Raw genomic sequence first — 13,423 nt, 5'->3', positions numbered from 1 at the left:
CGGCGGCCGCAGCGACGAAGACCGGCTCGGGTGCGGCATCCGGTGCCGGCGCCAAGGCCGGAGCCGCCGCGGGTCGCCCCGGGCAGCCCGCCCGCCCCGGCGCCCGGCGCCGGAAGCGCAAATAACCCGGTGCGGAATGCACTGGCCGTGTTCGCCGGCGGCATCATCGGCACGGCCCTGCGGCTCGGCATCGACCGCGCACTGCCGCACAGCGACACCCAATTCCCGGTCAGCACCCTGATCATCAACACGAGCGGCGCGTTCGTGCTCGGCTGGCTGGTCGCCGGCCTCTGGACGCGCCCCGCGGTGCCCGCCTGGCTCAAGCTCCTGCTCGGCCCCGGGGTGCTCGGCGCCTTCACGACGTTCTCGGCCGTGATGGTGTCCCTCGTCTCCCTCGGCGCGGCTTCGTCGTGGCCGCTCGCGGGGCTGTACCTGCTCGCGACACTGCTGCTGGGGTTCCCGGCGGCCTTGCTCGGCGTCTGGCTCGGCGGGCGCATCCGTCACCTCCCCGCAGCGGATGCCGGGGCCCGGTCATGAACGCCCTCGTCTTCGCCGCCGTGGTCGCCGGCGGCGGTGCGGCAGCCGTGGTGCGGTACTTCGTGTCGCGCGCCCTCCCGGTGGGACCCGGCCGCCTGCCGATCGGCGTGCTCATCGTCAACGTGGCCGGGGCGCTGCTCGGCGGCGTGATCCTCGGGCTCGCCGAGCGTGCCGTACTCAGCAGCGACCTGCGGCTCGTGCTCCTGACCGGGGTCTGCGGCGGCCTCACGACCTTCAGCACCTGGAGCGTCGAGACGATCGACCTCGCCCTCAAGGGACGCTGGCGCTCCGCGGTGCTCAACCTCGTCGGCACCCTGCTGCTCGGCATCGCGGTCTGCGCCGCCGGCTATCTCCTCGCCCGCTGAGCACCCCTCCCTCGCGACTCCCGCCCACGTCGCACCCGCGTCAGGTGTTCCGAATTCAGGAGTTGCGGAGATTCGCACGGCCGCGCCCCGGAATTCCGGGGCGGTTCCCGTCGGAACGCCGCCAACTCCTGAATTCGGAACCCCGGACCGGCTGAAGTCACGAGCAGAGGGCGGGCGGGTCGAGCAGGGCGAGCGGGTCAGAGCAGGGCGACGATCTGGCGGGCGATCGTCCGGCCGGCGCGGTGCGCGCCGACCGTGCTCGCCTGCGGCCCGTAGCCGGCGAGGAAGATCCGCGGGTCGGTCCAGCTCGCGCCGGCCCCGACGACGAGCCCGCCGGCCTTGGCGCGGAGCTTCAGGGGGGCCAGGTGCCGCACCTCGGGCCGGAATCCGGTCGCCCAGATGATCACGTCCGCTTCCGTGAAGCTGCCGTCGGCCCAGCGCACCCCGGTCGGCTCGATGCTCGTGAACATCGGCCGGGCGGTGAGCACGCCGCGCTCGATCCCCGCGGCGATCCGGCGGCTCACGGGCACGCCGGTGCCGCTCACGATGCTCGGCAGCGCCCGACCGGACCGGGCCGCCTCGTCCTGGGCGGCGACCGCGGCCGAGGCCCCCTCGAGTTCGAGCTGTTCGGTGTGCACCCAGTCGATCGGGCGGCGTGAGGCCCAGGTCAGCTCGGCGGCGACGTGCTCGAGTTCGAGCAGGAAACCGATGGCGGATGTCCCCCCGCCGACGACCACGACCTTCCGGCCGGCGAAGTCCCCGGCCGCCCGGTAGCCCGAGGTGTGCAGCTGCTGCCCGGCGAAGCTCGCGGCGCCCGGGTAGTGCGGCACGAAGGGCGCGCCCCAGGTGCCCGAGGCGTTGACGAGCAGACGGGCGGTCGTCTCGTGGTCGCCGAACCCGGGCGACGCGCTCCGGACCACGAGGTCCGCACGACGATTGAACACGGCAGTGACGGTGACGGGGCGCACGACCCTGAGGTCGAAGTGCTCCTCGTACCGGCGGTAGTACTCGGTGACGACGTCCCTGGCCGGGCGAGTGCGGTCGGCCGTCGCAAAACTCAGGCCGAGTTCGCTCATGCCGGGCAGGTCGTTCACCCGGTGCGCCGACCCGAGGCGGAGTCCCGCCCAGCGGTGCTGCCAGGCGCCACCCGCGTCCGGGCCGCGATCGAAGAGCACGAAGTCGCGCCCGGGAATCAGCTCGAATGTGCGCAGGTAGTACGCGACGGCAAGGCCCGCCTGCCCCGCCCCGACGATGACGATGGGAACGCTCGCGTCGCTCGACATCGCATCCCCCCTCTGCACCACCGTACGTCCGGCGTAAGATCACTGTGCGCGCAGCGGTTCGCCCTCCGAGCCACAATCGGGCCTTCAGGCCCACCATGCTAAACTAGCGCCTAGTTTTCACCATTCCGTTCGGCAACTCCCGGGTGACTCATTCCTCACCTGGCCTGGCATCGTTAGGGGGTCTCGCATGGGGCGCGGCCGTCAAAAAGCAAAGCACACCAAGGTCGCCCGTGAGCTGAAGTATTTCAGCCCGGACACCAACTACAACGCGCTCGAACGTGAGCTCACGGGGCATCCCGTGGACGACGAGCGACTCGACGAGGACCTCGCCAAGTGGCCGGAGTACGAGCCGGGTACGTCCGAGGAACCCGACCGATACGTCGACACCTACGCGACCGAAGACGAGCAGAAGCGCGCCTGACCGCCGTTCACCGTACCGGGCGCCGCTGAGGGCGCCCGTTTTGCGTGCGCCGGCATCCGCACCGCGCTGAGCGCGCGGCATCCAGCGAGTTGGCAGCATTCGCTCATGCGCGTCGTGCGAGAGTGACCTTTCCGGTCGAGAGTTCCCGGTCTACCGGTCCCTCTCGACCGGAAAGGTAGCCCTCGGCGCCTGCAGGTACCGCGGCGCGCTCGAAGGCCGATACCGCGGGCGGGCGGGGGATGCCGCGACGCGCGCGAACGGGTCAGGCCGCGTAGCCGCCGACCAGGCGCACGGCGCCGCCGTTGACGCCCTTGGCGCCCTGCACGAAACCGGTGAGGTCGTGCGGGGCCGTGGATACGCGTCCGGCGACCCAGGCCGGGATGCCGTCGGCGGCGAGGCTCGCGATGACGGAGGACGCGGCATCCGCTGCGACGACGGCGAACATGCCGACGCCAAGGTTCCAGGTGCCCTCGGAGCTCTCGAGGGTGCTGCCGGCGAGGGCGCTGAGCACCCGGAAGACGGGGGCGGGCGACCAGGTGGATCGGTCCACTTCGACCCAGGCGCCGATCGGGAGGACCCGGGCGAGGTTCGCGGCGATGCCGCCGCCCGTGACGTGGCTGAGCGAGTGCACCGCTCCGTCGAGTTCGGGGTCGGCGAGCACGCTCAGCAGCGGGCCGGTGTAGAGCCGGGTCGGCTCGAGGAGTACTTCGCCGACGACCCCGCCGAGTTCATCGGACGTGTCGGTGTAGCCGATGCCCCGCTCGGCGAGGATGTGCCTGACGAGCGAGAAGCCGTTGGAGTGCAGGCCGGAGGAGGCGAGCGCGACGACGACGTCGCCCGCGCGGACCCGCTCGGCGCCGAGCACCTGGTCGCCCTCGACGACGCCGGTCGCGGCTCCCGCGACGTCGTAGTCGTCCGGGCCGAGGAGCCCCGGGTGTTCTGCCGTCTCGCCGCCGATGAGGGCCGTTCCGGTTTCGGCGCAGGCGCGGGCGATGCCGCCGACGATCTCGGCGATGCGCTCGGGGACGACGCGTCCGCAGGCGATGTAGTCGGTCATGAACAGCGGGCGGGCGCCGACCACGACGATGTCGTCGACGACCATGCCGACGAGGTCCTGGCCGATGGTGTCGTGCTTGTCGATGGCCTGGGCGATCGCGACCTTGGTGCCGACGCCGTCGGTCGAGGTCGCGAGCAGCGGGCGCTTGTACGCGGTGAGGAAGGAGGCGTCGTAGAGCCCGGCGAAACCGCCGAAACCGCCGAGCACCTCTGCGCCGTGGGTGCGCGAGACGGCCGCCTTCATCAGCGAAACGGCGAGGTCACCCGCCTCGGTGTCGACTCCGGCTGCCGCGTACGATGCGTTGCTCATTCTTGTCTTCCTGGATCGCCGATCATGAACTGTCCCTGCGTGCCGCGCGTGGTGGGCCGCGTGCTCGCCCGCATCGAAGCCGGGTCGAGCAGTGGTTCGTATTCCGCGTCGGGGCCGGGGTCGCATCCGTCTGAGGTGCGGGACGCCTCTGCGGCGGCGACGGATGCGTCGCTCGCGACGACCGGCGACCCTGCGGACGCCGTCGACCGCGTCGAGTCGGTCGACCCGGCCGGGGCGGTGCGCTCGAGCAGGTTCTTGCCGAGGTGCAGGGCGTCGGGGAGCGGGATCGGGTACACGCCCGTGAAGCAGGCGGTGCAGAGGCGGTCACGAGGCTGCTCGGTCGCGGCGATCATGCCCTCAGGGGAAAGGTAGCCGAGGGAGTCGGCGCCGATGGCCTGGCGCACCTCGTCGACGCCGAGGCCGGTCGCGATGAGTTCGGCCCGGGAGGCGAAGTCGATGCCGTAGAAGCAGGGCCAGGTGATCGGCGGGCTCGAGATGCGCACGTGCACCTCGGCGGCGCCGGCCTCGCGGAGCATGCTGACCAGGGCACGCTGGGTGTTGCCGCGCACGATCGAGTCGTCGACGACGATGAGGCGCTTGCCCTTGATCACGGCCTTGAGCGGGTTGAGCTTGAGCTTGATGCCGCGCTGGCGGATCGTCTCGGACGGCTGGATGAAGGTGCGGCCGACGTAGGAGTTCTTGACGAGGCCCTGGCCGAAGGGGATCCCGGATGCCTGCGCGTAGCCGATCGCGGCCGGGGTGCCGGACTCGGGGGTCGGGATCACGAGGTCGGCCTCGACGGGGTACTCAGCGGCGAGGCGGCGGCCCATCTCGACCCTGGCCTCGTGCACGCCGCGGCCGGCGATCGTGGTGTCCGGCCTGGCGAGGTACACGTACTCGAAGACGCAGCCGGCGGGCTTGGACTCGGCGAACCGCTGCGAGCGGAGGCCGTTCTCGTCGATCGTGATGAGCTCGCCGGGTTCGACCTCGCGGACGAAGCTCGCGCCGACGATGTCGAGGGCAGCGGTCTCCGAGGCGACGACCCAGCCGCGCTCGAGCCGGCCGAGGACGAGCGGGCGCACGCCCTGGGGGTCGCGGGCGGCGTAGAGGGTGGTTTCGTCCATGAAGACGAGGCAGTACGCGCCGCGCAGGCGCGGCAGCACCTCGAGCGCGGTGGCCTCGAGGGTGTGGTCGAGGTCCCCGGTGAAGAGGGCGGTGATGACGGCGGTGTCCGTGGTATTGCCGCGGGCGAGTTCACCCTCGACCTTCGGGTAGCGCTCGTGCACGAGCTGGAGCAGCTCGGCGGTGTTGGTCAGGTTGCCGTTGTGGCCGAGGGCGACGGTTCCGCTCGACGTGCGGCCGAGGGTCGGCTGGGCGTTCTGCCAGCTCGAGGATCCCGTTGTCGAATAACGGGTGTGCCCGACCGCGATGTGACCGATGAGGGTGCTCAGCGCCGCCTCATTGAAGACCTGGGCGACGAGGCCCATGTCCTTGTAGATCAGGATCTTGCTGCCGTCGCTCGTCGCGATTCCGGCCGATTCCTGCCCGCGGTGCTGCAGGGCGTAGAGCCCGAAGTAGCTGAGCTTGGCCACTTCTTCACCGGGGGCCCAGACGCCGAAGACGCCACAGGCATCCTGTGGCCCCTTCTCGCCCTGCAAGAGATCGTGACCGAGAAGTCCGTCGCCACCAGCCAAATCGATGCCTCTTAACTATCTTTACAGCGGATTAGTGCTGGATGTTGGGGGGTCGTCTGCCTCGGAAGGAGCGTTTTCACCGCTCGCGCCGTAGACGCCCAGTCTATCGACGACGACCGCCTGGACGGAGCGTCTGGTGAATCGGTCGATCAGGATTGCGACCACGGCGCCGAGGGCGAGGCCCACGACGACGCCGACGAGGAGGAGGAATCCGAAGACCTGGAGGAGCCCGAATTCGGCCGTCTGGGGGAACCCGACCGTGAGGATCAGCGCGGTGACCGCCCCGAGGACGGCGCCGACGATCATGAAGTTGAAGTAGCGCGGGGAACGCCGCACGGTGGCCGCGGCCTGGCCGACGAGGATCTCGGGGGTGGCCGGCACCGCCGCGATGTCGTTCCCGGGCTGCTCGGTTGCGCTCATGGGGACATTCTCGCACGCGCGCACCGGGAGTGCGCCGGGAGCCGGTTCGGGGCCGGCGAAACGAGGGCGCGGGCTGCGGAAACCGGCGCGGGTGCGACACTGGACGGGTGAACAGGATTGCGGTGCTCGGAAGCGCGAACATGGACCTCGTCGTGCGCCAGCCGCGACTCCCCCGCCCCGGCGAGACGATCTTCGGCCACGACTTCGCCCTCGTACCCGGCGGCAAGGGACTCAACCAGGCGGTCGCCGCAGCCCGCCAGGGTGGCGCTATCGACTTCCTCGGCGCGGTCGGACGCGACGCCTACGGGACGGAACTCCGAGCGCTCCTCGTGAGTGAAGGCATCCGTGTGGACGGTCTCGACACCGTCGACGGGCCGACCGGCACAGCGCACATCACCGTGCTCGACTCCGGCGAGAACTCGATCGTCGTCGTCTCCGGCGCGAACGCCGCCGTGACGGTGCTCGACGCGGGGCAGCGCGCGGCGATCGCGGCGGCGGACTTCCTCGTGCTGCAGTGCGAGCTGCCGGTGCCCGCGCTCGTCGAGGGGCTCGCGGTCGCGCGGGCGTCCGGCACGTTCACGGTGCTGACGCCGGCGCCGGTCGTGCCGCTGCCCGCCGGGTTCTTCGCGGGCGTCGACCTGATCGTGGCCAACCGGCTCGAGGCCCAGGAGCTCACGGGCGAAGCGGATGCCGCGCGCGCGGCCGAGTCGCTCAGCGCGCGCCGGGGCTGGGCGATCGTCACTCTCGGCGAGGAGGGCTGCGTCGTCGCCAGGGGCGGCGTCGCGCTCGGGCTCGCGCCCGCCCGGCCGGTGCGCCCCGTGGACACCACCGGAGCAGGGGACACCTTCGTCGGCGCGCTCGTCGCCCGGCTCGCCGCCGGTGGCGCAGGCACTGACGCAGGTGCCGCAAGTGCCGCAGGTGCCGCAGGCGCTGACGCTGGTGCGGTTGGTGCAGGCACGGCAGATGCTTCGGGCGCCGCGCTTGCGAGTGCTGCGGCACCCGGCACCGCGCGCGCTCGCGCAGAGGTTTCGGAGGACGCCATGATCGACGCCATTCGCTGGGCGACGGTCGCGGCATCCGTTTCGGTCACGAGGGCCGGCGCGACGGCATCGATGCCGACGCACGCCGAGGTCGCCGCGATCCTCGCCTGACCCCTCGACTGAACCCACCGCGAGAGTGCACTCGCGCGGGACGACAAACGCGGGACGCGAGAGGCGGCGCGAGGGCGGGAGGAACGGTTTATGGGGCGAGGCGCAGCGGCAGGTGCGCGGTGAGGTCGGCGCGCTGTCCGCTCGCGTGGATGCGCCCGCTCGCGAGGCCGTCGGACCACGCGAGCTCGCCGGTCGCGAGGGCGAGCCAGGTGGCGGCATCCGTTTCGACGACGTTGGGCGGGGTACCGCGGGTGTGCCGGGGGCCCGCGATGCACTGCACGGCCCCGAACGGCGGCACGCGCACCTCGAGGGTGTTGCCGTTGGCCTCCTCGGAGAGCAGCTGCAGGGTGTAGCGCACGGCGAGCGCACGGATGTCCCGACTCGCGCCCGCCACGTCGGCCGCGTAGCCGCGTACCGCCGCCCGGCCCACTCCGTCGTCGATCCTCGCCCTGGCCATCCCCCTATTCTGCCGGGTTCCATGCGCCGACTGTCCCGGATTCGCCGCCGCACCGGACAGCCGGGCCCCCGTTCGCCTGCCCGGTGGTGGCTAACTCAGGAGATCCAGCGCACGTGAGCTGCTCCGCCGCGTACTTTCGGGCACATGCCCCTGGCGCGCCACCGATCTTCCTGAGTTAGCCCCCGAGGTCGCGGTCCACCCGTGGCCGGGGAACGGTCTGGCAAGCAGGGACCGGGGCGGGGGCGCATCCGGTAGCCTGAACCGGTGAGAATTCTGGTCCTCGGTTCCGGTGCCCGCGAGCACGCCATCATCACCGCCCTGCTCCGCGAGGAGCCGCGCCACGAGGTCGTCGCCGCGCCCGGCAACGCCGGCATCGCCGCCGCGGTGCCCGTGGTCGCCCTCGACCCGAACGTGCCCGGCGCCGTCACCGAGTACGCGATCGCACACGGGGTCGACCTCGTCGTGATCGGGCCGGAGGCTCCCCTTGTCGCGGGCGTCGCCGACGCGCTGCGGGCACAGGGCATCCCGGTGTTCGGCCCCGGCCGCGCCGCCGCCGCCCTCGAAGGCAGCAAGACCTTCGCCAAGCGCATCATGGACGAGGCCGGCGTGCCGACCGGCCGTGCCGAACGCGCCGGCACCCTCGCCGAGGCGACCCACGCCCTCGACACGTTCGGGGCACCCTACGTCGTCAAGGCCGACGGGCTCGCGGCGGGCAAGGGCGTGCTCGTCACCGAGGACCGCGCCGCCGCCCTCGCCCACGCCGAGCACTGGCTGCAGCACGGCGGCGTGCTCATCGAGGAGTTCCTCGCCGGCCAGGAGGTCTCCCTGTTCTTCCTGAGCGACGGCCACACCGTGCTGCCGCTCTCCCCCGCGCAGGACTACAAGCGCCTCGCCGACGGCGACCTCGGCCCGAACACCGGCGGCATGGGCGCATACTCGCCGCTGCCCTGGCTCGACGCCGGCTTCGGCAGCGAGCAGGCCTTCGTCGACGAGGTCCTCGACACGATCGCCCTCCCCACCGTCCGCCGCCTCGCCGCCGAGGACACCCCCTTCATCGGGCTGCTCTACTGCGGCCTCATTCTGACGGATGCCGGCATCCGGGTCATCGAGTTCAACGCGCGTTTCGGTGACCCCGAGACCCAGGTCGTGCTGCCCCGGCTGGTGACCCCGCTCTCTGGGCTGCTGCTCGCGGCGTCCACCGGCGGGCTCGGCGGGCTCGCGCGACCGGTGTTCTCCGGGGAGTCCTGCGTGACCGTCGTGCTGGCGAGCGAGAACTACCCGGACACCCCGGTGACCGGGCGGCCGATCGTGGGCCTCGACGCGGCATCCGCTGTGGACGGCGTCACAATCGCGCACGCCGCGACGGCCCTCGTCGACGGAACGCTCGTCTCCACCGGCGGCCGGGTGCTGAGTGTCGTCGCGCTCGGCGACGGCTTCGCCGAGGCCCGCAGCCGCGCGTACGCCGCCCTCGCCGAGATCACCCTCGAGGGTGCGCAGTTCCGCACGGACATCGCCGCCCGCGTCGCCTCCTGACCCGTCGCCCCGCGAAACGGCCGCCCTGCTGGCGCGTCCCGCGGGGCGGGTTTGGCGCGGGGGCGGGCCGGTGCGGGAGAATGGGGCCGTGACCGCACTCGACCAGCCGACCGCATCCGCCCCCCTCGACCTCCCGGGCTGGCGCCACGCCTACTCCGGCAAGGTCCGCGACCTGTACGTGCCGGCCGCTCCGGCAGCGGATGCCGCGACGCCCGACCTCGACGCCGCCTCCCGCGTGCTCGTGGTCGCGAGCGATCGCGTCAGCGCCTTCGACCACGTGCTCGAGCCCGGTATCCCGGGCAAGGGTGTGCTGCTCACGACGCTCAGCCTCTGGTGGTTCGGCCAGCTCGCCGGGATTCCCAACCACCTGCTGGCGGATGCTGCGAACACCGAGACGTCGGACAGGGCTGACACCGCGGTCACGCACGGTGCCGACGGCATCCCCGCCGCCGTCGCCGGCCGCGCCATGCTCTGCAAGACCCTCGACATGTTCCCGATCGAGTGCGTCGTGCGCGGTTACCTGACCGGCTCCGGCTGGAAGCAATACCAGGTCAGCCAGACGGTCTGCGGCCTCCCGCTCCCGGCCGGGCTGCAGAACGGCGACCGCCTGCCCGAGCCGATCTACACCCCGGCCTGGAAGGCCCCGATGGGCGAGCACGACGAGAACATCTCCTTCGAGCGCACGGTCGAGCTCGTCGGCGCCGACGTCGCCGCAGAGCTGCGCCGCCTCTCCCTCGAGATCTTCCGCCGGGCATCCGTCATCGCCGAGAAGAGCGGCGTGATCCTCGCCGACACCAAGTTCGAGTTCGGCGCCGACCGGGCGACCGGCGAGATCACCCTCGCCGACGAGGTGCTCACGAGCGACTCGAGCCGCTACTGGGACGCCGCCCTCTGGCAGACCGGCACGACACCCGAGCAGCGGATGTCCAGCTTCGACAAGCAGATCGTCCGCGACTGGCTGAGCGCGCACTGGGACCAGACCGGCACGCCCCCGGCCCTCCCCGAGGACATCATCGAGCGCACCGCCGCCCGTTACCGCGAACTGCTCACGCGGCTCGCCGGGACCGACGCGAGCGCCTGACCCGCGCGCCTGCCCGGACCCGCCCGGACCCGCCCGGACCTGCCCGGACCCGCCCGCCCCGGGTACCCGACCCGCGGCCATGCCGTCCCTGGACGACACAGCCACCGGCCCGCTGGACCGTCACAGGCATCATCGCGAGTGCCGCGACCCGTGTCAGCGCGCCCGACGCGCGCGGTCACAGGACTCGGCGCCCGACGCCGCCGAATGTTACGCTCCGGGCATGCGAATCAAGATGTGCAGCGTCCACGTGAAAGACCCCGCCACCGCGTTCGATTTCTACACTTCCGTCCTCGGATTCGAGAAGCTCCTCGCCATGCCCGAGCACCAGCTGTACATCGTCAAGTCCGCGGAGGACCCGGACGGCGTCGGCCTGCTCCTCGAGCCGAGCGACAACAAGGTCGCCGCGAAATACGCCCAGGGCATCCGTGCCCTCGGCCTGCCCGCGATCGTCTTCGGCAGCCCCGACGTCCGCGCCGAATACGAGCGGCTCGGCTTCCTCGGCGTGCAGTTCACGAGCGAACCGTACACGGATGCCTTCGGCACCTCCGTCGTCTTCGACGACACCTGCGGCAACCTGATCCAGCTCCACCAGGACTGACCCCTCCCGCCCCGCAACGCCGGTCCGGCAGCACTCGTTCGCCGTTCTACGCCGCCTCTCACCCTCACGTGGGGGCTAACTCAGGAAATCCACGCCACCGACCGTGGGAAACCCCCGAACCAGTGCCGCCCAACCACGCCCACCCCGCACATCTCCTGAGTTGGCCACGCCCCACGCCTCAGACCGGGGCCGCAGAGCGAGGACCGGGGTACACCGCCGCACTTTCGGGGCGGCGCGGCGCGGAATAGCGGGGCGGGAGCATCCGTTGACGCAGGTGTGACCAGATCTGCAGCAGAACTCCTCCCCGCGGCGACCGGAATGGGCGCCGTCACCCTGCGCGTCGGCAACCTCGACCGCATGATCGCGTACTACCGCGACGCCGTCACCCTCAGCCTGCTCAGCCAGGACGGCGCCATCGCCGTGATGGGGCGCGGCACGACCCCGATCGTGATCCTGCAGCACGCCCCGGAGCTCGCGGCCCCCGAGCCGCGCTCGAGCGGCCTGTTCCACACCGCGATCCTGTTCGAGACCCAGGCGCAGCTCGCCGCAGCGGTCTACTCGGTCGCGACGAAGCATCCGGGCACCTTCACCGGCAGCGCCGATCACCTCGTCAGCCAGGCGTTCTACTTCACCGATCCAGAGGGCAACGGCATCGAGCTCTACTGGGACCGTGACCGCACCGAGTGGAGCTGGGCCCACGGCCAGGTCGAGATGGCCACCCTCGCCCTCGACCCCAACACCTTCATCGGCGAGCACCTCACCGAGACGGGGCTGTCCGACCCGGGCGCCGGCAACGCCATCGTCGGGCACGTGCACCTCTCCGTCGGCGACGTGCCCACCGCCCGCGCCTTCTACGTCGACCGGCTCGGCTTCGAGGCCACCGCGAACTTCGGCCCGTCCGCGCTCTTCGTCTCGGCCGGCGGGTACCACCACCACATGGCGATGAACACCTGGAACAGCGCCGGCTCCGGCCGGCGCCGCCTCGCCCTCGGCCTCGGCGAGGTCGACATCGTGCTGCCCGGCGCCGACGACCTCGGTGCGCTCGGCGAGCGGATGTCCCACTTCGGCATCGAGACCCGGCACGACGGGCAGACCCTCGGCTTCGACGACCCCTGGGGCAACCAGATCGTGGCGCACACGGCGCTCCCCGCCTGACGACCGCGGGCGTTCGTGCGCCTCTGCCCGGCGCGGGACGGTCGCCAAGCGGGGCGGGCGGCTACGGCTACTGCTGCTGCGGCTCGACCGGCGGATGCGCGCGGTCGCGACCCCAGAACTCATCGAGCAGGTCGGCGGTCGCCTCCGGGTTCTCGAGCTGCGGCGAATGCGCAGCCTCCGGGATGATCGCGTACCGGGCATCGAGCAGGCCGGCCATGCTCGCCTGCCAGTCCTGCGGCCACGCCGGGTCGTCGACTCCGTGCGCGACGAGGGTGTCGAGGCCGGTCGCGAGCAACTCGCCGGTGCTGTCGGTCTCGTCGCTGAGGATCGCGGCCGCGCCGAGCAACTGGTCGTCGCTCGTGGCCCCCATCCGCAGCCGGCGGAAGGCCTCGTCGGCGGTCAGGGCGGCATCGGGCAGCCCAACGGTGTGCGGATTGTCCTCGTTCCACCACGCCGCCGATCCGCGCTCGCGGAGGATCGCCTCCTCGCGCTCCATCCGCCCGGCCCAGCCGTGCGGACCCGAGCAGAGCAGGGTGACGTCGAGGAAGCGCTCGGGCGCGAGGATCGCGGCGGCCCGGGCGACGACCCCGCCGAAGCTGTGCCCGAGCAGGTGCACGGGCCGGCCGCTGCCGACGAGTTCGGCCACGGCGACGACGTCCTGCGCGAACGCCTCGAGGGTGTAGTTCTCGGCGCCGGCGGGGGCCGCGGAGTCCGCCTGCCCGCGCTGGCTGTACGACCAGGCGTCCCAGCCGCGGTCGGCGAGCAACGGCAGGAAGCCGCCGAAGTCCTCCTTCGAGCCGGTGAACCCGGGCACGAGAAGCACGACTCCGCGAGCGGATGCCTCCGGCCGGGCATGCAGGGCCGTCACGCGCCCGACGGGAAGGTCGATGCCGACGTTCGCGACGGCATCCGTCAGGGGGACCGGCAGGGTGCCGAAGCGCGGGACCCCGGGCCAGCCGTCGAACGTGCCGGCCGCAGCGTTCGCGACGTCCACGACGTCCGTGACGTCCGTAACGGCCGCGGCGTCCGTGACCTTCGTGACGCCCGCGACGTTCGTGACGTTCGCGACGCCCGCGACGCCCGCGACCTTCGTGACGCCCGCGACGCCCGTGACGTCCGTGACCTTCGTGACGTCCGCGACGGTGGCCGCCTCGGCCGAATGGCGCCCGGTCGCTGGCGGGGTGGCAGTGGGGTCGATCGTGCTCATGGTGCGCTCCATTTCCGGCCCGACGGCCCGGGCTGCCGCCGTGCTGCCGAGGACTCAAGCCTAGGCGCGGCAACGCCGCCGCACCCCGGCCTCCGCCGAGAATCGCCGCTGCCGCCGAGGCGACCCGGTCCACCGGCGACACTGGGCGACAGCGG

At 72.1% G+C, this 13,423-nt stretch carries 14 protein-coding genes; 8 read left to right on the top strand and 6 right to left on the bottom strand.

All coding sequences use genetic code 11. The features are described from left to right. Positions 1 to 129 precede the first annotated feature (129 nt). Both E3O44_RS05260 and crcB read left to right on the top strand, forming a co-directional pair. On the top strand, positions 130 to 537 hold the full coding sequence (locus E3O44_RS05260; RefSeq protein ID WP_134533246.1) for a fluoride efflux transporter FluC: 408 nt from the start codon (positions 130 to 132) through the stop codon (positions 535 to 537). Then, positions 534 to 902: a fluoride efflux transporter CrcB gene (gene crcB, locus E3O44_RS05255; protein ID WP_134533244.1), complete on the top strand. Its 369-nt coding sequence runs from the start codon at positions 534 to 536 to the stop codon at positions 900 to 902. Before E3O44_RS05260 ends, crcB begins: the two co-directional genes overlap by 4 nt. 197 nt (positions 903 to 1,099) lie before the next feature. On the opposite strand, the gene E3O44_RS05250 is transcribed toward crcB, so the two are convergent. Further along, complete coding sequence (locus E3O44_RS05250; protein ID WP_134533242.1) at positions 1,100 to 2,185, bottom strand: NAD(P)-binding domain-containing protein; 1,086 nt, start codon at positions 2,183 to 2,185, stop codon at positions 1,100 to 1,102. A gap of 187 nt (positions 2,186 to 2,372) precedes the next feature. Between E3O44_RS05250 and E3O44_RS05245 the strand changes: the two genes are divergently transcribed. After that, positions 2,373 to 2,606 carry a DUF3073 domain-containing protein gene (locus tag E3O44_RS05245; protein ID WP_134446236.1) on the top strand — a complete coding sequence of 78 codons (234 nt, stop codon included), beginning with the start codon at positions 2,373 to 2,375 and terminating at the stop codon, positions 2,604 to 2,606. A gap of 262 nt (positions 2,607 to 2,868) precedes the next feature. Here the strand turns inward: E3O44_RS05245 and purM are convergent, their stop codons facing one another. The 3 genes from purM to E3O44_RS19365 are packed head-to-tail and all read right to left on the bottom strand — an operon-like array spanning position 2,869 to position 6,086. Further along, positions 2,869 to 3,972 (bottom strand): phosphoribosylformylglycinamidine cyclo-ligase, encoded by a 1,104-nt coding sequence (gene purM, locus E3O44_RS05240; RefSeq protein ID WP_134533240.1) that lies wholly within the window; start codon positions 3,970 to 3,972, stop codon positions 2,869 to 2,871. Further along, positions 3,969 to 5,666, bottom strand: a complete 1,698-nt coding sequence (purF, locus tag E3O44_RS05235; protein ID WP_134533238.1) for an amidophosphoribosyltransferase — start codon at positions 5,664 to 5,666, stop codon at positions 3,969 to 3,971. Before purF ends, purM begins: the two co-directional genes overlap by 4 nt. 21 nt (positions 5,667 to 5,687) lie before the next feature. Further along, on the bottom strand, positions 5,688 to 6,086 hold the full coding sequence (locus E3O44_RS19365) for a hypothetical protein (protein ID WP_174775042.1): 399 nt from the start codon (positions 6,084 to 6,086) through the stop codon (positions 5,688 to 5,690). Between the two features lie 107 nt (positions 6,087 to 6,193). Here E3O44_RS19365 and E3O44_RS05225 point away from each other — a divergent pair, with 107 nt between their 5' ends. Then, the gene (locus E3O44_RS05225) at positions 6,194 to 7,237 is read left to right on the top strand and encodes a ribokinase (protein ID WP_241976070.1); all 1,044 of its coding nucleotides are present in this window, start codon (positions 6,194 to 6,196) and stop codon (positions 7,235 to 7,237) included. Between the two features lie 88 nt (positions 7,238 to 7,325). On the opposite strand, the gene E3O44_RS05220 is transcribed toward E3O44_RS05225, so the two are convergent. Continuing rightward, positions 7,326 to 7,694, bottom strand: coding sequence for a sterol carrier family protein (locus E3O44_RS05220; RefSeq protein ID WP_134533236.1), 369 nt, complete (start codon positions 7,692 to 7,694; stop codon positions 7,326 to 7,328). Between the two features lie 264 nt (positions 7,695 to 7,958). On the opposite strand from E3O44_RS05220, the gene purD reads away from it, so the two are divergent. The 4 genes from purD to E3O44_RS05200 all read left to right on the top strand — a co-directional run bounded on the left by purD (position 7,959) and on the right by E3O44_RS05200 (position 12,061). After that, entirely contained in the window at positions 7,959 to 9,227 is a 1,269-nt protein-coding gene (gene purD, locus E3O44_RS05215) for a phosphoribosylamine--glycine ligase (protein ID WP_134533234.1), read from the top strand. Positions 9,228 to 9,315: 88 nt separating this feature from the next. Further along, positions 9,316 to 10,308 (top strand): phosphoribosylaminoimidazolesuccinocarboxamide synthase, encoded by a 993-nt coding sequence (locus E3O44_RS05210; protein ID WP_134533232.1) that lies wholly within the window; start codon positions 9,316 to 9,318, stop codon positions 10,306 to 10,308. 220 nt (positions 10,309 to 10,528) lie between these two features. Further along, positions 10,529 to 10,906: a VOC family protein gene (locus tag E3O44_RS05205; RefSeq protein ID WP_134533230.1), complete on the top strand. Its 378-nt coding sequence runs from the start codon at positions 10,529 to 10,531 to the stop codon at positions 10,904 to 10,906. Between the two features lie 318 nt (positions 10,907 to 11,224). Then, positions 11,225 to 12,061 (top strand): VOC family protein, encoded by an 837-nt coding sequence (locus E3O44_RS05200; protein ID WP_134533263.1) that lies wholly within the window; start codon positions 11,225 to 11,227, stop codon positions 12,059 to 12,061. A 67-nt stretch (positions 12,062 to 12,128) separates the two neighbouring features. On the opposite strand, the gene E3O44_RS05195 is transcribed toward E3O44_RS05200, so the two are convergent. Then, positions 12,129 to 13,268 (bottom strand): alpha/beta fold hydrolase, encoded by a 1,140-nt coding sequence (locus E3O44_RS05195; RefSeq protein WP_134533228.1) that lies wholly within the window; start codon positions 13,266 to 13,268, stop codon positions 12,129 to 12,131. Positions 13,269 to 13,423 lie beyond the last annotated feature (155 nt).

Origin of the sequence: Cryobacterium algoricola, assembly GCF_004402485.1 — a bacterium.
In the GTDB taxonomy this organism is placed as follows: Bacteria; Actinomycetota; Actinomycetes; order Actinomycetales; family Microbacteriaceae; genus Cryobacterium; species Cryobacterium algoricola.
The sequence above is the reverse complement of the archived record's forward strand: the minus strand, read 5'-3'. Positions and strand labels throughout refer to the sequence as shown.